This window comes from Serratia sp. CY47444 (assembly GCF_052168635.1).
GTDB lineage: Bacteria > Pseudomonadota > Gammaproteobacteria > Enterobacterales > Enterobacteriaceae > Serratia > Serratia bockelmannii.
Genome location: NZ_JBJNMH010000001.1, coordinates 482,807 through 504,195 on the forward strand (window position 1 = coordinate 482,807; position 21,389 = coordinate 504,195).

The 21,389-nt window shown below is 57.8% G+C and carries 20 protein-coding genes; 8 read left to right on the top strand and 12 right to left on the bottom strand.

Features of this window, described 5'->3' with window-relative positions:
- Positions 1–36: 36 nt before the first annotated feature.
- The 7 genes from ruvB to ACJ8IL_RS02220 all read right to left on the bottom strand — a co-directional run bounded on the left by ruvB (position 37) and on the right by ACJ8IL_RS02220 (position 5,665).
- Complete coding sequence (ruvB, locus tag ACJ8IL_RS02190; protein WP_025303125.1) at positions 37–1,041, bottom strand: Holliday junction branch migration DNA helicase RuvB; 1,005 nt, start codon at positions 1,039–1,041, stop codon at positions 37–39.
- A gap of 19 nt (positions 1,042–1,060) precedes the next feature.
- Positions 1,061–1,675 carry a Holliday junction branch migration protein RuvA gene (gene ruvA / locus ACJ8IL_RS02195; protein ID WP_164064172.1) on the bottom strand — a complete coding sequence of 205 codons (615 nt, stop codon included), beginning with the start codon at positions 1,673–1,675 and terminating at the stop codon, positions 1,061–1,063.
- Positions 1,676–1,787: 112 nt separating this feature from the next.
- Positions 1,788–2,309 (bottom strand): crossover junction endodeoxyribonuclease RuvC, encoded by a 522-nt coding sequence (gene ruvC, locus ACJ8IL_RS02200; protein ID WP_004932367.1) that lies wholly within the window; start codon positions 2,307–2,309, stop codon positions 1,788–1,790.
- A 57-nt stretch (positions 2,310–2,366) separates the two neighbouring features.
- A complete protein-coding gene (locus tag ACJ8IL_RS02205; protein WP_004932370.1) occupies positions 2,367–3,110 on the bottom strand; it encodes a YebC/PmpR family DNA-binding transcriptional regulator in 744 nt (247 codons plus the stop codon).
- A gap of 19 nt (positions 3,111–3,129) precedes the next feature.
- Complete coding sequence (gene nudB / locus ACJ8IL_RS02210; protein WP_004932373.1) at positions 3,130–3,576, bottom strand: dihydroneopterin triphosphate diphosphatase; 447 nt, start codon at positions 3,574–3,576, stop codon at positions 3,130–3,132.
- Positions 3,576–5,360, bottom strand: a complete 1,785-nt coding sequence (aspS, locus tag ACJ8IL_RS02215) for an aspartate--tRNA ligase (RefSeq protein ID WP_025303127.1) — start codon at positions 5,358–5,360, stop codon at positions 3,576–3,578. The genes nudB and aspS overlap by 1 nt, the downstream gene beginning before the upstream one ends.
- Before the next feature lie 74 nt (positions 5,361–5,434).
- The gene (locus tag ACJ8IL_RS02220) at positions 5,435–5,665 is read right to left on the bottom strand and encodes an FmdB family zinc ribbon protein (protein WP_320204121.1); all 231 of its coding nucleotides are present in this window, start codon (positions 5,663–5,665) and stop codon (positions 5,435–5,437) included.
- A gap of 215 nt (positions 5,666–5,880) precedes the next feature.
- Between ACJ8IL_RS02220 and ACJ8IL_RS02225 the strand changes: the two genes are divergently transcribed.
- From ACJ8IL_RS02225 to cmoB, 5 genes are all read left to right on the top strand, one after another.
- A complete protein-coding gene (locus tag ACJ8IL_RS02225; protein WP_043143030.1) occupies positions 5,881–6,459 on the top strand; it encodes a hydrolase in 579 nt (192 codons plus the stop codon).
- Positions 6,460–6,512: 53 nt separating this feature from the next.
- On the top strand, positions 6,513–7,328 hold the full coding sequence (locus ACJ8IL_RS02230) for a DUF72 domain-containing protein (protein ID WP_089180536.1): 816 nt from the start codon (positions 6,513–6,515) through the stop codon (positions 7,326–7,328).
- 102 nt (positions 7,329–7,430) lie between these two features.
- Entirely contained in the window at positions 7,431–7,826 is a 396-nt protein-coding gene (locus ACJ8IL_RS02235) for an MAPEG family protein (RefSeq protein ID WP_004932387.1), read from the top strand.
- 102 nt (positions 7,827–7,928) lie between these two features.
- Positions 7,929–8,672 (top strand): carboxy-S-adenosyl-L-methionine synthase CmoA, encoded by a 744-nt coding sequence (cmoA, locus tag ACJ8IL_RS02240; RefSeq protein ID WP_049209177.1) that lies wholly within the window; start codon positions 7,929–7,931, stop codon positions 8,670–8,672.
- Positions 8,669–9,640: a tRNA 5-methoxyuridine(34)/uridine 5-oxyacetic acid(34) synthase CmoB gene (gene cmoB / locus ACJ8IL_RS02245; RefSeq protein WP_025303131.1), complete on the top strand. Its 972-nt coding sequence runs from the start codon at positions 8,669–8,671 to the stop codon at positions 9,638–9,640. Before cmoA ends, cmoB begins: the two co-directional genes overlap by 4 nt.
- Before the next feature lie 36 nt (positions 9,641–9,676).
- Here cmoB and ACJ8IL_RS02250 read toward each other — a convergent pair whose 3' ends face one another.
- Positions 9,677–11,767: an FKBP-type peptidyl-prolyl cis-trans isomerase N-terminal domain-containing protein gene (locus tag ACJ8IL_RS02250; RefSeq protein WP_065424704.1), complete on the bottom strand. Its 2,091-nt coding sequence runs from the start codon at positions 11,765–11,767 to the stop codon at positions 9,677–9,679.
- Positions 11,764–12,168: a hypothetical protein gene (locus ACJ8IL_RS02255; RefSeq protein WP_025303133.1), complete on the bottom strand. Its 405-nt coding sequence runs from the start codon at positions 12,166–12,168 to the stop codon at positions 11,764–11,766. The genes ACJ8IL_RS02250 and ACJ8IL_RS02255 overlap by 4 nt, the downstream gene beginning before the upstream one ends.
- Before the next feature lie 437 nt (positions 12,169–12,605).
- Here ACJ8IL_RS02255 and ACJ8IL_RS02260 point away from each other — a divergent pair, with 437 nt between their 5' ends.
- Complete coding sequence (locus ACJ8IL_RS02260) at positions 12,606–14,426, top strand: exopolysaccharide biosynthesis protein (RefSeq protein WP_414104431.1); 1,821 nt, start codon at positions 12,606–12,608, stop codon at positions 14,424–14,426.
- Between the two features lie 131 nt (positions 14,427–14,557).
- Here ACJ8IL_RS02260 and cutC read toward each other — a convergent pair whose 3' ends face one another.
- Positions 14,558–15,316 carry a copper homeostasis protein CutC gene (cutC, locus tag ACJ8IL_RS02265; protein ID WP_043143046.1) on the bottom strand — a complete coding sequence of 253 codons (759 nt, stop codon included), beginning with the start codon at positions 15,314–15,316 and terminating at the stop codon, positions 14,558–14,560.
- Positions 15,317–15,417: 101 nt separating this feature from the next.
- On the opposite strand from cutC, the gene ACJ8IL_RS02270 reads away from it, so the two are divergent.
- Positions 15,418–16,566: a MalY/PatB family protein gene (locus ACJ8IL_RS02270; protein ID WP_025303136.1), complete on the top strand. Its 1,149-nt coding sequence runs from the start codon at positions 15,418–15,420 to the stop codon at positions 16,564–16,566.
- On the opposite strand, the gene ACJ8IL_RS02275 is transcribed toward ACJ8IL_RS02270, so the two are convergent.
- Complete coding sequence (locus tag ACJ8IL_RS02275; RefSeq protein WP_025303137.1) at positions 16,563–17,129, bottom strand: VOC family protein; 567 nt, start codon at positions 17,127–17,129, stop codon at positions 16,563–16,565. The genes ACJ8IL_RS02270 and ACJ8IL_RS02275 overlap by 4 nt on opposite strands.
- Before the next feature lie 830 nt (positions 17,130–17,959).
- On the opposite strand from ACJ8IL_RS02275, the gene argS reads away from it, so the two are divergent.
- Positions 17,960–19,690 carry an arginine--tRNA ligase gene (gene argS / locus ACJ8IL_RS02280; RefSeq protein WP_025303138.1) on the top strand — a complete coding sequence of 577 codons (1,731 nt, stop codon included), beginning with the start codon at positions 17,960–17,962 and terminating at the stop codon, positions 19,688–19,690.
- A gap of 61 nt (positions 19,691–19,751) precedes the next feature.
- Here the strand turns inward: argS and murJ are convergent, their stop codons facing one another.
- A complete protein-coding gene (murJ, locus tag ACJ8IL_RS02285) occupies positions 19,752–21,287 on the bottom strand; it encodes a murein biosynthesis integral membrane protein MurJ (protein WP_043143599.1) in 1,536 nt (511 codons plus the stop codon).
- Positions 21,288–21,389: the final 102 nt, after the last annotated feature.

Here is a 21,389-nt window from a genome sequence, read left to right on the forward strand (position 1 = left end):
GCGAATGCGGCCCTTTTTTTATGATGGGTGGAAAACTTATGCTTCGCGTTCGAGACCGAAATGCCGGTAGGCATGCTGCGTCGCCAGGCGGCCGCGCGGCGTGCGCTGGATAAAGCCCTGCTGGATCAGGAACGGTTCAATCACGTCTTCGATGGTTTCACGCTCTTCGCCGATCGCCGCCGCCAGGTTGTCCAACCCGACCGGGCCGCCGGTAAACTTGTCGATGATCGCCAGCAGCAGCTTGCGATCCATATAGTCGAAGCCTTCGGCATCGACGTTGAGCATATCGAGTGCCTGCGCCGCCACTGCGCCGCTGATCACGCCGTTGGCGCGCACTTCGGCGAAGTCACGCACCCGGCGCAGCAGGCGGTTGGCGATACGCGGCGTACCGCGCGCGCGGCGGGCCACCTCATGGGCGCCCTCGTCGGACAGCTCCAACCCAAGGCACCCGGCGCTGCGTGAGACGATATGCTGCAGATCCGCCACCTGATAAAACTCCAGCCGCTGGACTATGCCGAAACGATCGCGCAGCGGCGAGGTCAGCGAACCGGCGCGGGTGGTCGCGCCCACCAACGTGAACGGCGGCAGATCAAGCTTAATCGAACGCGCCGCCGGCCCTTCGCCGATCATGATATCCAGCTGGTAGTCTTCCATCGCCGGATACAGCACTTCTTCTACCACCGGTGACAAACGGTGGATTTCGTCGATGAATAACACGTCGTGCGGTTCGAGGTTGGTCAGCATCGCCGCCAAATCGCCCGCCTTCTCCAGCACCGGGCCGGAAGTGGTGCGCAGATTCACGCCCATTTCGTTGGCCACGATGTTGGCCAGGGTGGTTTTCCCCAGCCCCGGCGGGCCGAAGATCAGCAGGTGGTCGAGCGCGTCACCGCGCTGCTTGGCCGCCTGGATGAAGATCTCCATCTGCTCGCGTACGTGCGGCTGACCCACGTATTCGGTCAACAGCTTGGGACGAATGGCGCGATCGAGGACTTCTTCCTCGTTGATCGGTTCGGCGGAGATCAGGCGATCGGCTTCAATCATTATCTACCTCTTAGCGGCCTTACAAAGCAGCGCGCAACGCGTCGCGGATCAGCGTCTCGCAGTCGGCGCCCGGTTTGGCAATTTTGCTGACCATGCGGCTGGCTTCCTGCGGCTTATAGCCCAGCGCCACCAGCGCCGAAACGGCTTCGGCTTCCGCGTCCGCTTCCGGCGCGTTGTCGGCGGCGGACGGCAGGCTGATCTCGCTGCTGTTGTTGAACAGGTCGCCGTTAAGCCCTTTGAAGCGGTCTTTCATCTCTACCACCAGGCGCTCGGCGGTTTTTTTGCCCACGCCCGGCAGCTTGACCAGTGCGGTGATCTCTTCACGCTCCACCGCGCTGACGAACTGCTGCGCGGACATGCCTGACAGGATCGCCAGCGCCAGCTTCGGCCCGACGCCGTTGACCTTGATCAGCTCGCGGAACAGCGCACGCTCCTGCTTGTCGTTGAAACCGTACAGCAGCTGCGCGTCTTCACGCACCACGAAGTGGGTAAACACGATGGCCTCTTGCCCCAGTTCAGGCAGCTCGTAAAAGCAGGTCATCGGCATGTGTACCTCGTAGCCCACGCCGTTCGCCTCCAGCAACACCAGCGGCGGCTGCTTTTCCAGAATATTTCCTCTGAGACGACCTATCATTTACCCTCCTGCAGAATGACCGGGCATGGCGCCCTGCCATGCCGTTGCTGGTAAAGCTTATAACATAAAAAAGGCTGGATGAATATCCAGCCTGAGCAATCATCGCTTTGCGTCAGCGCAAACGCCCGCGCGCCAGGTTCAACCGCCCTTCGCTCATCCGCAGCACGTTCTGGCTGAGGTGGCAGTGGGTGATGGCGATAGCCAGAGCATCGGCGGCGTCCGCCTGCGGGTTGGCCGAGAGTTTGAGCAGCGAGCGCACCATGTGCTGTACCTGCGCCTTTTCGGCCGCACCGGTGCCGACCACGGTCTGTTTGACCTGCCGCGCCGCATACTCGAACACTTCCAGATTCTGATTCACCGCCGCCACGATCGCGACGCCGCGTGCCTGGCCAAGCTTGAGCGCCGAATCCGGATTCTTAGCCATAAACACCTGTTCGATGGCGAAGAAGTCGGGCTGAAACTGGGTGATGATCTCACTGACGCCGGCGTAAATCAGCTTCAGCCGCGTCGGCATGTCGTCCACCACCGTGCGGATGCAGCCGCTGGCGATATAGCTCAACTGACGCCCCTGCTGGCGGATAAGGCCATAGCCGGTGACGCGTGAACCGGGATCGATACCGAGTATGATCGCCATATCTACATCCACCTTGCATGCACGGCGCCGCCGAACGGCGGCGCCCGTTTTACCGGATTACAGCGTCGCCGCCACTTCGTCGGAGATTTCACCGTTATGGTAAACTTCCTGCACGTCGTCGCAGTCTTCCAGCATATCGATCAGACGCAACAGCTTAGGCGCGGTTTCCGCGTCCATGTCGGCCTTGGTCGATGGGATCATCGACACTTCCGCCGCTTCGGCCTCGAAGCCCGCCGCGGTCAGCGCGTCTTTCACCGCGCCCAGGCTTTCCCAGGCGGTGAACACGTCGATGGCGCCATCGTCATAGGTCACGATGTCTTCCGCACCGGCTTCCAGCGCCGCTTCCATCACGCTGTCTTCATCCAGGCCCGGTGCGTAAGTGATCACGCCCTTCTTGGTGAACAGATAAGCTACGGAACCGTCGGTACCGAGGTTGCCGCCACACTTGGTGAAAGCGTGACGCACTTCCGCCACGGTGCGGTTGCGGTTGTCACTCAGGCATTCGATCATGACGGCGGTGCCGCCAGGGCCGTAACCTTCATAGATGATGGTTTCCATATTGGTATCATCATCGCCGCCCACGCCGCGCGCGATCGCACGGTTCATGGTGTCGCGCGTCATGTTGTTCGACAGCGCCTTGTCCATCGCCGCGCGCAGACGCGGGTTGGAATCCGGATCGCCGCCGCCCAGCTTCGCGGCAGTGACCAGCTCACGAATAATCTTGGTGAAAATTTTACCGCGCTTGGCGTCCTGCGCCGCTTTACGGTGCTTTGTGTTGGCCCACTTACTATGACCTGCCATAAAAAATCTCCGAAAAAAACTACTGGACTGAATTGATCACGAACTCTTCAATCGCCTGCTGATTGCTCCATGACTTGGTCAACTTCACGGCTTCGGCCGCCTCAAGCCATTGGTAAGCGTGGTGCTCGGTAATCACCGGATCGCGCTCCTCGGGCAACGCCAGACAGAACCAGTGCTCTTTATTGCGCGTGGTTCCCGGCGCATAGCGATGTCGCAAATGGACAAAGAGTTCAAACTCCACGCAGCGTTGGCAATCGAACAACGGCAGGTGCTCTGCTTCGATATCGATGCCGACTTCTTCCATGACTTCACGCCGCGCGGCATGCGGCGGTGACTCATCCTGTTCCAGGCTGCCGGTGACCGACTGCCAGAACTCGGTATCGTCGCGCCGCTGTAACATCAGCACCCGACCACTGGATTTCGCGTAAATCACTACCAGGATAGATTCAGGGCGCTTATAACTCATCACTCGCTCTCTTGTTCCGCACCGGCTTTCTTTACCACGCTGATCGCCAGCTCCTGCAGCGACGCCGGGTTGGCGAAGCTCGGTGCGTCAGTCATCAGACAGGCCGCCGCGGTGGTTTTCGGGAAGGCGATCACGTCGCGGATGTTGTCGGTGCCGGTCAGCAGCATCACCAGACGATCCAGGCCGAAGGCCAGGCCGGCGTGCGGCGGCGTACCGTACTTCAGCGCGTCCAGCAGGAAGCCGAACTTCTCGCGCTGTTCATGTTCGTTAATGCCCAGAATGCTGAATACCGTCTGCTGCATTTCGCTGCGGTGAATACGCACCGAACCGCCGCCCACTTCGTAACCGTTGATCACCATGTCATAGGCGTTGGCGATAGCGTTGACCGGCGCTGCCGCCAGCTCTTCCGGGCTCATGTCGCGCGGCGAGGTGAACGGGTGGTGCATCGCCGCCAGGCCGCCCTCTTCGTCTTCTTCAAACATCGGGAAGTCGACCACCCACAGCGGCGCCCAGCTGTCGAGTTGGGTCAGCCCCAGATCGCGACCCAGCTTCAGGCGCAGCGCGCCCATCGCGTCGGTGACAATCTTGAAACTGTCTGCGCCGAAGAACAGGATGTCGCCGGTCTGCGCGTTGGTGCGCGCCAGGACAGCTTCCAGCACTTCCGCGCTGAGGAATTTGGCGATCGGGCTCTGCACGCCTTCCATGCCGGCGGCGCGGTCGTTGACCTTCAGCCAGGCCAGGCCTTTCGCGCCGTAGATGTTGACGAAAGCGCCGTACTCGTCGATCTGCTTGCGGGTCAGCTGTGCGCCGCCCGGTACGCGGATTGCCGCCACGCGGCCTTTGGCGTCGTTAGCCGGGCCGGAGAACACTTTAAACTCGACGTCTTTGACCAGGTCGGCCACGTCCACCAGCTCCAGCGGGTTACGCAGGTCCGGCTTGTCGGAGCCAAAGCGACGCATCGCTTCGGCGAAGGTCATGACCGGGAAATCGCCCAGATCCACGCCCTTCACATCCAGCCACAGCTCGCGCGCCAGTTTCTCCATCACTTCACGCACCTGATCGGCGGTCATGAAGGAGGTTTCGACGTCGATCTGGGTGAATTCAGGCTGACGGTCCGCACGCAGGTCTTCGTCACGGAAGCATTTGACGATCTGATAGTAACGATCGAAGCCGGACATCATCAGCAGCTGTTTGAACAGCTGCGGAGACTGCGGCAGCGCGTAGAATTTGCCCTTGTGCACGCGGCTTGGCACCAGGTAATCGCGGGCGCCTTCCGGCGTCGCCTTGGTCAGCATCGGCGTTTCGATATCGAGGAAGCCATGGCTGTCCATGAAGCGGCGTACGAAGCTGGTGATTTTGGCGCGGGTCTTCAGACGCTCAGCCATTTCCGGGCGGCGCAGATCCAGGTAGCGGTATTTCAGGCGCGCTTCTTCACTGTTGACCTGGTTGGAGTCCAGCGGCAGCGGCTCGGAGCGGTTGATGATCTCCAGCGCGTGGGCAAACACTTCCACTTCGCCGGTGGCCATATCTTTATTGATCTGACTGTCCGGACGCGCACGCACGGTGCCGACGATCTGGATGCAGAACTCATTGCGCAGGTCGTAGGCCTTGTCGAACGCCACTTTCTCGTCCGGATCGAAGAACACCTGCACGATGCCTTCGCGGTCGCGCATATCAATAAAGATCAGGCCGCCGAGATCGCGACGACGATTGACCCAACCACACAGAGTGACTTCCTGGCCCACGTGGGACAGATTCAACTGTCCGCAATATTCAGTACGCATACGCTATCCTTTTACACAGCCGATGCCGCGCCGGGCTACTGCGCCCCTGTCGCGCGGCTGTTATCTGATAAATTCTACTTGTTACCCGGTTTAAAATCCGTCGCATACCACCCGGTGCCCTTAAGCTGGAAGCCGGAGGATGAAATCAACTTGGTCAACGCGGGCTGCCCACACGCCGGGCAGTCTGCCAGCGGCGCATCGGAAAATTTTTGCAATTTCTCTAACCGATGGTTGCAAGCACCACATGCATATTCATAAATCGGCATAGGTCGTTGGATTAAAGAGTGTTGAAAAAAGGGAGTCATTATAAAGGAAATTCATCCGCCCGATAAGTGCGAACACAGCATTGTTACTGCACTAAATGGCGCGTTTTTGCTCGAATCAACACATCGGTTAACAAATTTCCCATTAACCTGCGACAGTTTTTTCACGTAGCCTGATTCTCCCCCGGTTTTGCGCCGAACGCAGCTCGCCCGACGCGCCGAACAGTTTTTATCCACTTCGCAACGAGATGAAATCCATGCTGAAACTTGACGCCCAAACCACCGCTCTGGTGCTGATCGATTTGCAAAATGGCATTCTGCCCTACGCCGGCGGCCCGCACGGCGCCGAGCAGGTGGTGGCGAACGCCGCCCTGCTGGCCGCGCGTTTTCGTCTGCTAGGCGCGCCGGTGCTGTTGGTGCGCGTCGGTTGGTCAGACTCCTTCGCCGAAGCGCTGAAACAACCGGTGGATAAACCGGCTCCCGCGCCCGCCGGCGGTTTGCCGGCCAGCTGGTGGGAGTTCCCCGCGCCGCTGGCGGTCTGCGACAGCGATATTCTGATCACCAAGCGCCAATGGGGCGCCTTCTACGGCACCGATCTGGACTTGCAGCTGCGCCGCCGCGGCATCAAGTCTGTGGTGCTGGGCGGTATTTCCACCAATATCGGCGTGGAATCCACCGCCCGCGCCGCCTGGGAACACGGCTATGAGCTGGTGATCGCCGAAGACGTCTGCAGCGCGCAGAACGCGGAAATGCACCGTTTCGCGTTCGAACACATCTTCCCGCGTTTGGCGCGAGTGCGCGACACCGGCGAAATTCTTGCCGCGCTCGACCGGTAACGTTAAGTTGTAGCCTGATAAGCCAAGGATAAGTAAAGGAAGACGACGCCGTGATCTACATCGGACTGCCCCAGTGGCAACATTCAGCCTGGAATCGTATCGGGCTGCGTGACTTGGCGGATTACAGCCGCTACTTCAACTGCGTGGAAGGCAACACCACCTTCTACGCGCTGCCGAAGCTGGACATCGTGCAGCGCTGGCGCGACATGACCGGCGACGATTTTCGCTTCTGCTTCAAATTCCCGTCGGACATCAGCCACAAGGCCGCCCTGCGCAACTGCGCCGCCGAGCTGCAGGCGTTTTACCACTGCCTGAGCCCGGTGCATCAACGCATCGGGCAATTGTGGCTGCAGTTGCCCGCCGCCTTCGGCCCCGACGAGCTGCCGCGCATGTGGCAGTTCTTCGAAAGCCTGCCGCAGGAATTCACCTACGGCGTCGAAGTGCGTCATCCGGCATTTTTCGCCAAAGGCGAGGAAGAGCGCGCGTTGAATCAGGGGCTGCATCAGCGCGGCATCAATCGGGTGATCCTCGACAGCCGCCCGGTGCATCACGCCGCCCCCCATACCGCCGCCGTGCGCGATGCCCAGCAGAAAAAACCGAAGCTGCCGGTGCACGCTCTGGTCACCGCCGACCAACCGCTGGTGCGCTTTATCGGCGGCGACCAATTGGCCGACAACCTGCGCTGGTTCGAAGCCTGGCAGCAAAAACTGCCGCTGTGGCAGCAACAACATCAACCGTATCTGTTTATTCATACGCCGGACAACGGCGATTCACCCCAGCAAGCGCAAAAAATTTGGCAGCAGCTGCGCCGGGCGATCCCCGATTTGCCTGCGCCGCCGGACTGGCCAGAGCAAGATGCACTGTTTTGACCTATTAATCTGACCAATAACATCAAATATTTCCCCGCGACAGTGAATACAATGACGGCTATGATGCTGGCTGCCAGTTTTGGTTAGGGAACGGAGTTAAAAATGGTAAGCGCGCTTTATGTAGTGCTCGGCGCATTGTTGTTGATCAAACTCTCTTATGACGTAGTCAGATTAAGGATGCAGTACCGCGTAGCCTACGGCGACGGCGGTTTTTACGAATTGCAGACCGCCATCCGCGTGCATGGCAACGCCGTTGAATACATTCCTATCGCTGCCGTATTGCTGGTGATCATGGAGATGAACGGCGCGGAAATCTGGATGATTCACCTTTGCGGCCTGATGCTGATGGCCGGGCGACTGGTGCATTACTACGGTTTGCGCAACCGCGAGGTTCGCTGGCGTCGTTCAGGCATGGCCGCGACCTATATCTCTTTGTTGTTGATGGTTCTGGCAAATATCTTCTATCTGCCCTGGGATCTAATTTTCAGCCTGCATTGATCCCGTTTTATCATCAGGCGGCCGCGCCGCCTGCTTCCGCTCCGCTTTTTTACGCTTTTCTGTTAGACTACGCAGCTTCGAATTCTGAACTGATTTGCCGCTATGCCAAACCGCGATACCCTTTTCTCCGCCCCCATCGCCAAACTGGGCGACTGGACCTTCGACGAACGCGTCGCCGAAGTGTTTCCCGACATGATCCAACGCTCCGTTCCCGGCTATTCCAACATCATCTCGATGATCGGTATGCTAGCCGAACGCTTTGTGCAACCCGACAGCCGGGTGTATGACTTGGGCTGCTCGCTGGGCGCGGCGACGCTGTCGATGCGGCGGAATATCAAGGTGCCTGGCTGCACTATCATCGCCGTCGACAATTCGCCGGCGATGGTGGAACGTTGCCGCCGCCATATCGACGCCTTCCGCGCCGACACGCCGGTCGACATCATCGAAGCCGACATTCGCGACATCGACATCGAAAACGCCTCGATGGTGGTGCTGAACTTTACGCTGCAGTTCCTCGAGCCGGCCGATCGCCTGCGTCTGCTGGAGAAAATCTATCGCGGCCTGCGCCCAGGCGGCGCACTGGTGCTGTCGGAGAAATTCAGCTTTGAAGACGCCGAAGTCGGCGAACTGCTGTTCAACATGCATCACGATTTCAAACGCGCTAACGGGTACAGCGAGCTGGAGATCAGCCAAAAACGCAGCATGCTGGAAAATGTGATGCTCACCGACTCGGTAGAAGCGCACAAAGCGCGACTGCAACAGGCCGGGTTCGAGCATGCCGAAGTGTGGTTCCAGTGCTTCAACTTCGGTTCGCTGATCGCCCTGAAAGCGGGAGAGGCGCAATGATCGAGTTCGGTGATTTCTATCAGCATATTGCCAAGAGTCCCCTCAGCCATTGGTTGGATACCCTGCCCGCGCAGCTCAGCGCCTGGCAACGCGAATCGCTGCACGGCAAATTCAAACAGTGGTTCAACTCGGTAGAACATTTGCCGACGCTGACCCCAACCCGCCTCGATCTGCTGCACGGCGTGCGCGCCGAAATGGAGCCCGGCCTGTCGCCGGGCCAGCTCGAAGGCATCGAGAAAATGCTGCGCACCCTGATGCCGTGGCGTAAAGGGCCGTTCTCGCTGTATGGCATCGATATCGATACCGAATGGCATTCCGACTGGAAGTGGGATCGCGTGCTGCCGCACATTTCTCCGCTGGCCGGCCGCACCATTCTCGACGTTGGCTGCGGCAGTGGTTATCACCTGTGGCGCATGATCGGCGCCGGTGCCCACTTCGCCGTAGGCATCGATCCCATGCAGCTGTTCCTATGCCAGTTCGAAGCGGTGCGCAAGCTGTTGGGCGGCGATCAGCGCGCCCACCTGCTGCCGCTCGGCATCGAGCAGTTGCCAGATTTGGCGGCGTTCGACACCGTGTTCTCGATGGGGGTGCTGTATCATCGCCGCTCGCCGCTTGATCATCTGTATCAGCTGAAAAATCAGCTGGTGGCTGAAGGTGAACTGGTGCTGGAAACGCTGGTGGTGGAAGGCGATCGCCACCAGGTGCTGGTGCCGGGCGATCGTTATGCGCAGATGCGCAACGTGTATTTCATCCCTTCCGCCGAAGCGCTGAAGTGCTGGCTAGAGAAGTGTGGCTTCGTCGACGTGAAGATCGCCGATATGTGCGTCACTAGCCTCGAGGAGCAGCGCCGCACCGACTGGATGACCAGCGAGTCGCTGGCCGAATTCCTCGATCCGAACGATCGCAGCAAAACGGTCGAAGGCTATCCGGCGCCCCTGCGCGCCGTACTGACCGCCAAAAAACCCTAGTACTCGCTACTCGGGCCGGCCTGCGCCGGCCCGAATTCACCCGTTACTGACATCGACAATTCGCAGCTCATAGACCATCGTCGCGTTCGGCGGGATCTGCGGCGCATAGCCGGTTTCACCGTACGCCAACGCCGGCGGCACCACCATCGTCAGCGAGCCGTGATTTTTCAGGTGGCCGATCGCCTCGCGGAACAACGGCGGATAGGCGGAGAGCGGCTGGGACATCACCTTCCCACTGCGATCCATATCCTGAATCACGCGACCGTCGGTTAAACTTTCTTTCACCACGATGTCCACCCGCGCGTTTTCCTTAATGGCCTCATCACCCGCATAATCGATGCGATACCAGAAACCGGCAGGCGACTTCTGCGTACCCTTCTTCTTTTTAAACTCGGCGACGAACGCCTCACCCTTGCTGGTCTGCGTCTTCGCCGCCTGGTTTCTGGCGTCATTTACCGCTTTTTCCGACTCCGCCAGTGCGCTGGTCAACTGCGCATCGCTCAACTGGTAATGGCCGCTGAAGGTATCGATCACGCCCGCCAGCAGCACGGTTTTGTCGGGCGTGATACCCCAATTTTTACGTTCCGCCAGCATCGTTTGAATATCGCGCCCCAAAGCGACACCGGCGGCGTAGCTCTGTTGCTCCGGCTTTTTCTTGAGCGTCTGACTCTCCGGCAGCCATTTAGCCCGCGATCTCAGCCCATCCAGTTCCTCGCGCAAGGCTTGCTGTGCCTGTTGCGCGGCCGCCAGCTCCGTCGCCGTTTTATCCGCCTGTTGTGCCGCTTTATTCCGTAGCTGCACTGTCTGCGCGTTTTCCGTCGTCAGCGCCGCCAGACGCTGTTCCAGCGCCTTAGCCTGCTCGGTTTGCGTTTTGTTTTTTCCCTGCAGCGTTGCCAACTGCTGCTGAAGTTCACCCGTCGCTTTGGCGGCCTCGGCCTTTTGCTGTGCCAGCGCCATCTTCAGGTTTTGCTCTTGTTGCTCAGCCTGTTGGCGTTGACCATCACGCTCTTTCTGCAGCTGAGTCAGCTGCTGCTGAAGTTCAGCCGCAGCCTTGGCGGCTTCGACCTTTTGCTGCGCCAGCGCCGTCTTCAGGCTTTTTTCTTGCTGCTCGGCCTGTTGGCGTACGATATCCCTCTCTTTTTGCACCTGCGCCAGCTGCTGTTGAAGTTCACCCGCAGCCTTAGCGGCTTCCGCCTTTTGTTGCGCCAGCGCCGTCTTCAGGCTTTTTTCTTGCCGCTCGGCCTGTTGGCGTACGATATCCCTCTCTTTTTGCACCTGCGCCAGCTGCTGCTGAAGTTCACCCGCAGCCTTGGCGGTTTCGGCCTTTTGCTGCGCCAGCGCCGTCTTCAGGCTTTGCTCTTGCTGCCCCCCCTGCTGCCGTTGATCCACCTGCTCTTTTTGCAGTTTCGCCAGCTGCTGCTGCAGTTCGCCCGTCAGCCTGGCAGCCTCGGCCTTCTGCTGTTCCAGCTCAGCGGCGGCCGCTTTTTTATCCTGCTCATAACGTTGGCGCGCTTTATCGTGGGCGGTCTGCACCGCGGCCAATTTCTCCTGCCAGGCGTTATCCGCCTGGCCAGGCAGCACCGCCAGCCGTTGTTCCAGCAAGGCAATACGCCGATCGCGCTCCGCGGTTTGTTGCTTTTGCCGCGCTAACGCCGCTTGCGTTTCGGCGATCTGCGCCTGAGCCTTACGCTCCTGCGGCGTCAGGTTCAGCGCCTGCCGCACGCCGCTGGCGAAGTTGCTCAACGCGCTCAGATCGGGTGCCGGTGACGGTTTGTCGGCAGCCGTCAGGGTGGACGCGACGCGCAACGCGGTCAGCTCCTGCTGCAGTGATTGAATTACCGCCTGCTGTTGCTCCAATCGGGCCTCTTTCTCGCGCAGCGCCTTTTGCCACTGCGCCAGCTGCTTCTTATGCGCCGCCGTCTCACGCGTTTGAACCGGCCGGGATGCTGACTTTTGTGGGGCCTGGGATTGAGTGACTGCGGTATCCGCTGCCGGTGCATCTTGCCGCTGATAGCGCTCGGCAAACTGCAATAACGCCGGCACGTCGTCATCCGCAGCGACCACCGCCGGCGCAAACGCCAACGCTATCATCAGGCTCAGTAGCGCCTTTCTCGCACGGAGAGTCATTGGGCGCGTTCTCCGCGCTCAGCCAGGCCGGTCATCATGGCAGAACTGATGTCTGCGCACAGACGGCTGGTGCGATAACGATACAGGGCGTCAACGGTTTCCTGCGTGCCCGTGTTGACCCGCTGGCGTACCCCGGCATACTGCGCCGCGCCGCCCATCAAAGTATCGAACTCGCGTTTGAATTTTTGGTATTTTTCGTTATCCATACCGCGCATGGCATCCAGCTCGCGCTGGCACTGCTGCATGCGCTCAGCTTCACGCTGCCGTTTGTCTTGCTCGGCAACTTCTTCCGCGCTGGGCGGCTTACTTAATGTAGAAACAGGCCGCTTGGCGGTCTGGCAGCCGGTCAGGGCCAACGTCAGCAAAAGCGCAGCGGTCAAACAGTGTGCCGTTCGGGTCATTATCGTTATCTCCTTGTAAAGTCCGCCGTCGGCGTGCTCTGTGGCTGCGCCGACGGCTCTCCTCAATTGATGCTGTGATGTTCCGGCCATAAAACCGGCGGTGAGCAGGTATAAAATGCAGACGCGATAATGAGCGGCAGAGCGCAAATCATTCACCACGCAAATAAATACCAAAAAATCATTTAATATCATGATATTTAAAGGATTTTAACTCACAAATTTATCAGTAGGGCATAGCGAGCGCAAGAAGAGATGGGGCCGCCGACCGAATAACAGCGTTGAAACGGTGCTGCGTCTTTACAAGGTACCAGGCCAATCCATGCTCCACTTTCCGCGGCCTGAATTTCACGCTGTATCAGCACCCAGCAAACCTCATCGACTTTTTGAAACGTCCAGCCTGATTGAGAATAGTGTTGCCAACCAACAGGAGAAATTTCATGAACAATATGATTAGTGTTAATAACATCAGTGAATTGCGTAATCTGACGCCAGTTACAGATGACCAGATTGTCTTTTTAGTTTCTCACACCGCTGGACACTTCACCGGAGGCGGCGAATTCTATTATGCGAAAACGGATACAACCAGTGCGGACAATAACGGTACCGTGGTGGTTACAACGGGAGGAGCGCGCTGGAAACGACTGGATCAGAAACTGACTTTCGATCACTTCGGTGCCGATCCTAGTGGCACTTCCGCCTCTGACGCAGCAATCAGCGCGACATTAAACTATGCCGCGAGTTTAAAAAACAAAGTGGTCTATGCTTCGGAAAATGCTCAATATCTGCTGACCAGCACTCAACCTATCAACGTCGCAAATGGCGTCACAGTCAGAGGATCCCGCCGCGGTATTGCTCAAGGCCCTGCAAGTCTTACAAACAATGGCCCTAATCGGGCAGGCCTTGCTGACGATAGTGCTTTCATCATCAAAAAGCCGGCAGGTACGGTTTGTTTCGCCTGCGATAAGAACGTTGTCTTTGATGGTTGGTCGTTCCTCTATCCAGATCAGAAATATACTGCCACCCAGCCGGAGGCGTTTGTTCCATACGGAGCCACCATTACCGCAACCGGCGCTCTGTCAGTCGCCAACTGCCGTTATGTAGGCGCCTATGATTTTGTTGAAGCTCGTGGAGAAGCCAACAGCTTTGAGAATATCTACGGTTGGGCAGTACGCTGCGACTACAGGGTTTATGAAAGCAGGGACATCAACAGATTTACCAATGTTCACGTCAATGCCAACGTCGTGCGCCCGACAGAAAACGCGGTGACTGCCTCTATCGCCGTAGCCGGTTCTTGTGCTTTCAATCTCGATCGCCACGACAATACGTTTATGGTGAATGTGTTCTCTTATGGCAAAAAGATCTTTATCAAAACTACAACACAAGGAACTTCCTATTTAGGCGGCCTTAGCCTGAGCAATTTCATGGCAGACAGAAATGGTACCGGAATTGATATCGACTCGGATTCCTCCGCCAATATTCAAATCGCCAACGGTTCTTATATTAATGACTATGGTGATACCGTTGGAGGGTTCCTGGTATTAAGAAAGTCTACTGGCCAATCAAATATCACCCCAGTGCAAATCAGCAATGTTAACTTCGCTACCGCTAATGGACCGAAGGGTTCACTCTCCCCTCAGGCCATTCGCTTCGAAGCGAACGGCGGGTATCAACTTTCATTCAGCAACACCGTCATGCCAATGTGGACGAACGGCAGTCTGAACAATGAAGCGGGTTACAACATTCTTAGAGGCACACTGAGCATTGCGCAACGCAGCTATCAGCTACATGCGGCTCCGCTAAATTGTTTGACGAACAGCAATATGATCGCCATCGGTGCTGACAAACAGCCTGTTGGCTGGTTTATTGACGGGAATCTGACGGCGGATAGCAATATCCTGACCGCCAATGGAGACAACCCGGCTTATAAAGGTTTGGGTCAACGTATTCATCGGAGCATGGGATTGAGAACATTCTGGGCCATCGCATCCTCTATCGGCGATCAATCTACCGCGCAAGCTTCGACTGGCATTTGGGCCCGCTCGTACAACGATAATTATACCGACACTGTCGAGAGCAATGAAGCTATTCCCTGGATACGCATCGGCAACCTCTACTACGCGCGTTTTGTCATGAACAACAATCGCACTATCCACGATATCCTGGTCAATCCCGGAAGTGGCAATAATGCGGTGCGCGTTTTAAACTGCGGCATTACTCCGGGCGAAGTCTTCAACTTCTCGCCCGATGCAAAGCACTAATCATCCGCAAAATAAAAAAAGCCCCGGCAAAACGCCGGGGCCTGGTACTTGCGTGATCGCCGAGGGCTCGGTGACACGCAAAGGGGTCTTACGGCCCGGAAACCGGTTATCAAACACGGTTAGCTGCGTGTTTATGCGCTTTGCGCCAGGGGATCAACCAAGGCCAGCGCGTTTTTCATCGCCTCCACCATTTCGCCATCCACGCAATAATGGCTAAATTCGTCAAACTCGTTATCGGAGCACATGGTGACACCCGCCTTGCGATAACGCATGGTCGACGGCGCTAGATGGCCGGAAGAGCTGTGCAGTTCATGCAGGCCGATATCGACGAACTTGTGCAGATTGCTGAGGCGCACACCGGCACCCGCCATGATCACCGGGCCCTGGCTGGCCTGACGCAAATCACGCAGCAACGGCAGGCCAAGTTCGGCGCTCTGCTGTTGGCCGGAGGTCAGAATGCGCGCCACGCCCAGCTCAGTCAGTTGCTCCAGCGCCACCATCGGATTCTGGCACATGTCGAACGCGCGGTGGAACGTCACCGCCATCCCCTCGCACAGCCTCATCACTTCGCGCATGCGCGGCAGATCGATGTGCCCTTCTTCGTCCAACATGCCTACCACTACGCCGGGGAATCCCATCTCGCGGATGTGGCGGATATCTTGCTTGATCACCTCGAAATCCACCGCGCCGTAGCAAAAATCGCCACCGCGAGGGCGAACGATCGGATGCACCGGGATCGCAACCCGCTCGCGCGCCAGACGCAGCGTGCCATAGCTCGGCGTCAATCCCCCTTCGCTCTGGCTGGCGCACAACTCGATGCGATCGGCGCCCGCCCGTTCGGCCGTCAGCGCACAGTCGACGCTAAAGCAACAAACTTCCAGTTTTATCATTGTCACCCCCAGATAACGGCCAACATACGGCGGCAATTGTTCATTTCTTCATTTCTCACGTAGGCTCATGCATAGGCATAAACCGGTTCAGGGTTGTAACTATGGCATTCAATTTTGATCAATGGGTAGACCGCAGTCACAGTGACAGCGTTAAGTGGGATAAATATCGCGGCCGCGACATCCTCCCGCTTTGGGTCGCCGACAGCGATTTCGCCTCGCCGCCGGCGGTGATAGAAGCCTTGCAGCGGCGCGTAGCGCACGGCGTATTCGGCTACACCCACCCATCCCCTGATCTTCTTGAGGTTTTTATCCGCCGCATGGTAGAGCGCTACGGTTGGCACATCAAGCCTGAATGGATCATTTTCTTGCCTGGGTTGGTGTGTGGCCTGAACCTGTGCGTGCGCGCCTGCACCGAAGAACATCAGAGCACGCTGGCTCCCTCCCCCATTTATCCGCCGTTTCGCAAAGCGGCCAAATTCGCCGGGCGTAAACACCTCTCGGTGCCGCTAACGGCGGCAGGCCAACGTTGGGTGCTGGATTTTTCCGCGATGCATGATCGGCTCAGCGGCAATGAGAAGCTCCTGCTGCTGTGCAACCCGCAAAATCCCGGAGGCACCGTTTATCGCCGGGATGAACTGTTGCAGCACCATCAGTTCGCTCGCGAGCACGATTTAATCGTCTGCTCCGATGAAATCCACTGCGAGCTGCTACTTGAACCCGGCGTGCGACACATCCCTTTCGCCACCCTGAATGAAGATGCGGCCCAACGCAGCGTGACGCTGATGTCACCGTCTAAGACATTCAATCTCGCCGGGCTCGGCGCCTCGATGGCGATCGTCCCCAACGAAGCGTTGAGACAAAAGCTGAAACGCGCACGCAGCGGCATTGTCCCGGAGGTTAATCTGCTGGCGCTGGTCGCCGCCCAGGCGGCCTATCAATACGGGCAACCCTGGCTGGATGAGCAGTTAATTTATCTGCGCGCCAATCGCGATCGGTTGACAGAGCGCATCAACGCTATGCCGGGATTGACGTTGTTACCGATCGAAGCCACCTATTTGGCCTGGATCGACTGCAGCGCTTTGCCGGTGGATAACCCGCATCAGTTCTTCGAGCGCGCAGGCGTTGGGTTAAGCGCCGGTTTGGATTTCGGCGATCGGCGCTTTGTACGGCTGAACTTCGGTTGCCGGCGGGCCCTGCTCGATGAAGCGCTCGATCGCATGGCGCAAGCCTGTGCGGCACTGGCTGGCTAGCCTTGTTCGCTGGCGACGATGTCTCTAATGGAATAAGGATGAAACTTGATCGTAACCGTTCCATCGGTGATGGCCAGCGTCGGGTTCGGCAGCCGTTCGCCTTCGCCTTTTGGCGAACTTTGCTTCAGCTTGATCCCCGGCGCCAACAACGCTTCATCAGCAAGGTGACTCAAAGCCCGTGCATGCAGCGTCTGCGGATCGCCGCTGAGCACCAATTCAACATGTTCCCACCCTTCATGCGGATAGCGTTTCTCCCCGGGGTACGGCAGCTCGACGCAATCTATGCGCCACGGCCCCACGGCCAGCGGCTGCTGTAAATCAAACAAACAGATAGGCCGCCCGTTGATCATCGATTCGGACAGCAGTGTCCCACACTGCATCAATCCCTGGCGCCAGCGTTCGGCGGTAGCGTTCTGGTGACAACGCAGGGAGATGTGATCGGCGATAAAGGCAGACAGATCAAGCCGCAATCTGGCGGCAAATTGTTGCAACGCCTGCTCGAAACGCGGCAGGTCGAGCTTCAGATCGTCAAGCTCGGCAATGGCCTGCAAGGGAGTGGTCATAGGAACCTCAAAACAACGGAGCACAAAGTTAAACGCCGTAATTTACACGGTGGCGACAGCGCTCGCCAGCGTTGAGAGGGTTTTCAGCAGTCATTCAGAATGATTTTCGGTTGCGTGCAGAGAGAGCAAAAAACCAACTTTTTATTAAGAAGGCAGCTTATTAAGTCAACAGAAAAATAAAAATTAAGAATTTTCGCAAGCCATTATAACCCTTCATCATGACGTTATGATTTAAGTTATTTTTCACAAAACCATTCGTGATTCGCGGGTTAAACCGATTGAATTGCTTCATTTAATCACACTTTAGCCACTTATCAAATTCACAAAAAAACAACAATCAACCCATTGTAAACAAAGACAATAAAATTAGAATAATTAATAAAAAACTAAGGATTATCTTAATTTTAATCTAGGCAATTGATTCACCAACGCAACTCAGCTACTTTGGAGAAAATTTAAATTCGAGATAAACATTATGTTATTGCTGACGATATCCTTGGTGTTGATAATTATCGCCGTATACGCCATCTACCGTCATTTTAAATCACGCAGTACCAACACGCTGGATGCCAGGCGTCACAATAAAAAGCGTTAGCCTCATAACTTCCCCCTCCGTACATTCTGGTCAGGTCATTCTGCTTTTCACCTTCAGGCATTCTACGCGCCGCACCCGACAACTGTTTCATCGCAGCGGCCGCGCCAACTGCTGACGGGCTCCGTCAGATCGGTTACAATTGCAGGCTGTTTTGTGGAGGTCGCCCGTCGCGCCCGCCACCGTTGAATCCCGCAGGGGCTGGCTTCAGCTCCTCGTTCGTCATTAAGGTAACCCGGTGAATATTCAGGTTCTTCTTTCAGATAAAGTCAGCCAGGCGCTGATCGCCGCTGGTGCGCCAGCCGATTGCGAAGCGCAGGTCCGCCCTTCCGCCAAGGCGCAGTTTGGTGATTACCAGGCCAACGGCGTGATGTCAGTCGCCAAAAAGCTGGGCATGCCGCCCCGTCAGCTGGCGGAAAAAGTGGTGCAACTGCTGGATCTCGGCGATGTCGCCAGTAAAGTGGAAATCGCCGGTCCCGGCTTTATCAACATTTTCCTGAACAGCGACTGGGTCGCCCGCCAGGCCGACCAGGTGCTGAATGCACCGAAGCTGGGCATTGCCCCGGTTGAACCGCAAACCATCGTTATCGACTACTCTGCGCCGAACGTGGCGAAAGAGATGCACGTCGGCCATCTGCGCTCCACCATCATCGGCGACGCCGCGGCACGTACCCAGGAGTTTCTGGGCCACAAAGTGATCCGCGCCAACCACGTCGGCGACTGGGGCACCCAGTTCGGCATGCTGATTGCCTACCTGGAAAAAATGCAGAATGAAAACGCCAGCGATATGGGCCTGTCCGATCTCGAGCAGTTTTATCGCGAAGCCAAGAAACATTACGACGAAGACGCCGAGTTCGCCGAGCGCGCGCGCGCTTACGTCGTGAAGCTACAGGGCGGCGATCAGTACTGCCTGAAAATGTGGCGCAAGCTGGTCGACATCACCATGGCGCAAAACCAGCTGACCTATAACCGCCTGAACGTCACGCTGACCGAAGACGACGTGATGGGCGAAAGTCTGTATAACGCGATGCTGCCGGGCATCGTCGCCGATCTGAAAGCCAAAGGGCTGGCGGTGGAAAGCGAAGGCGCCACCGTGGTGTTCCTCGACGAATACAAGAACAAGGACGGCGACCCGATGGGCGTCATCATCCAGAAAAAGGATGGCGGCTACCTCTACACCACCACCGATATCGCCTGCGCCAAATATCGCTACGAGACCCTGGGCGCCAACCGCGTGCTGTATTACATCGACTCCCGCCAGCATCAGCACCTGATGCAGGCCTGGACCATCGTGCGCAAAGCCGGTTACGTGCCGGAGTCCGTCTCGCTGGAACACCACATGTTCGGCATGATGCTGGGCAAAGACGGCAAGCCGTTCAAAACCCGCTCAGGCGGCACCGTGAAGCTCTCCGATCTGCTGGATGAAGCCATCGAACGCGCCGAACAGCTGATCGCCGGCAAAAACCCGGACATGCCGGAAGAGGAAATGAAGACCGTGGCCCGCGTGGTCGGCATCGGCGCGGTGAAATACGCCGATCTGTCGAAAAGCCGCACCACCGACTATGTTTTCGACTGGGATAACATGCTGGCCTTCGAAGGCAATACCGCGCCTTATATGCAATATGCCTATACCCGCGTGGCATCGGTATTCAAACGCGCCGGGATCGACGAAAGCAGCCTGACGCTGCCGCTGACACTGACCGAAGAGCGTGAAATTGCACTGGCCACTCGCCTGCTGCAGTTCGAAGAGGTGCTCACTACCGTTGCACGTGAAGGCACGCCGCACGTCATGTGCAGCTACCTGTACGATCTGGCGGGCTTGTTCTCCGGTTTCTACGAGCACTGCCAGATCCTCAACGCCGACAGCGAAGAAGCGCGTCAGAGCCGCCTGAAGCTGGCGCTGCTGACCTCTAAAACGCTGAAAACGGGTCTGGATACGCTCGGCATCGAAACCGTCGAACGTATGTAAACCGCACTGCGCGGAAAGCAAAAAGGTCGCCAAGGCGACCTTTTTTATTCTTGCATTCGGCTCAGGCGACGCGGCGCGCAAAATCACGCGGGCGGAAACCCAACCCGGCCAGCACGCCGAAGTAGGCCACCACGCCGGCCACGACCACCGCCGCCAAGCGCAGCAAACGCTCCAGCATATTGCCCTGATCCCAGGCCGGCATCAGCCACATCACACCAATCAGCACCGCCGACATCACCAGCACGGCGATCACCAGCTTGGTGAGGAACAGTGCCCAACCCGGCTGTGGCTGGAAGATCTTCTGCTTGCGCAGCTGCCAATACAACAACGTGGCGTTCAGGCAGGCCGCCAAACCGATCGACAGCGCCAGACCGGCATGCTTAAGCGGACCAATAAACGCCAGGTTCATCACCTGTGTCATGATGAGCGTGATGATGGCGATCTTGACCGGCGTTTTAATGTCCTGCCGCGAATAGAAGCCTGGCGCCAACACTTTAACCACGATCAGCCCCATCAGCCCTACCGAGTACGCCACCAACGCGCGTTGCGTCATCGCTGCGTCAAAGGCGCTGAACTTGCCGTACTGGAATAACGAGACGGTCAACGGCTTGGCCAAAATACCCAGCGCGATGGCGCTCGGCAACGCCAGCAGGAAGCACAGGCGCAGCCCCCAATCCATCAGGCGCGAATACTCGTCGTGGTTGCCGCTTGAGAAGCTTTTGGCCAACGACGGCAGCAGGATGGTGCCCAACGCCACGCCCAACACGCCGGACGGAAACTCCATCAGGCGGTCAGCGTAGTACATCCAGGACACCGAGCCGGACACCAGGAACGAAGCGAAAATGGTGTTGATGATCAGCGAGATTTGGCTGACCGACACCCCGAGGATCGCCGGCCCCATCTGGCGCATCACGCGCCAGACCCCGGCATCACCCAGTTTGAGGCGCGGCAATACCAGCATGCCGATCTTACGCAGGTGCGGCAACTGATAGCCCAGTTGCAGCACGCCGCCGACCACCACCGCCCACGCCAGCGCCAGCACCGGCGGGTGGAAATACGGGGCGGCGAACAGCGCGAAGCCGATCATGCTGACGTTAAGCAACGTGGGGGCAAAGGCCGGGATCGAGAAGCGGTTCCAGGTATTGAGAATAGCCCCCACCAGCGACGCCAGTGAGATCAACAAAATGTAGGGGAACGTGATGCGCAGCAGCGCCGAGGTCAACGCAAATTTGTCGGGCGTGTCGGTAAAGCCCGGCGCAGTAATGTAGATCACCCAGGGCGCGGCCAGCATCCCCAACACCGTCACCACCGCCAGTACCAACGTCAACAGCCCGGAGACATAGGCGATAAAGGTGCGCGTCGCTTCTTCACCCTGCTGGCTCTTGTATTCGGCCAGGATCGGCACGAAGGCCTGCGAAAACGCGCCTTCGGCAAAGATACGGCGCAGCAGATTAGGGAGTTTGAACGCCACGAAGAAGGCGTCCGTTGCCATGCCGGCCCCGAACACGCGCGCGACGATCGCATCGCGGGCAAAGCCCAACACCCGCGAAAACATCGTCATCGAGCTGACGGCAGCCAAGGATTTGAGTAGGTTCATGTGGTTGTCTGATAGGTACCGTAAATATCAACGCCTGCAACAGCAGGCGTCAGTGAAACAATCGGCTCAGTTTACGCATCCGGAAAAGAATAGCTACCGCCA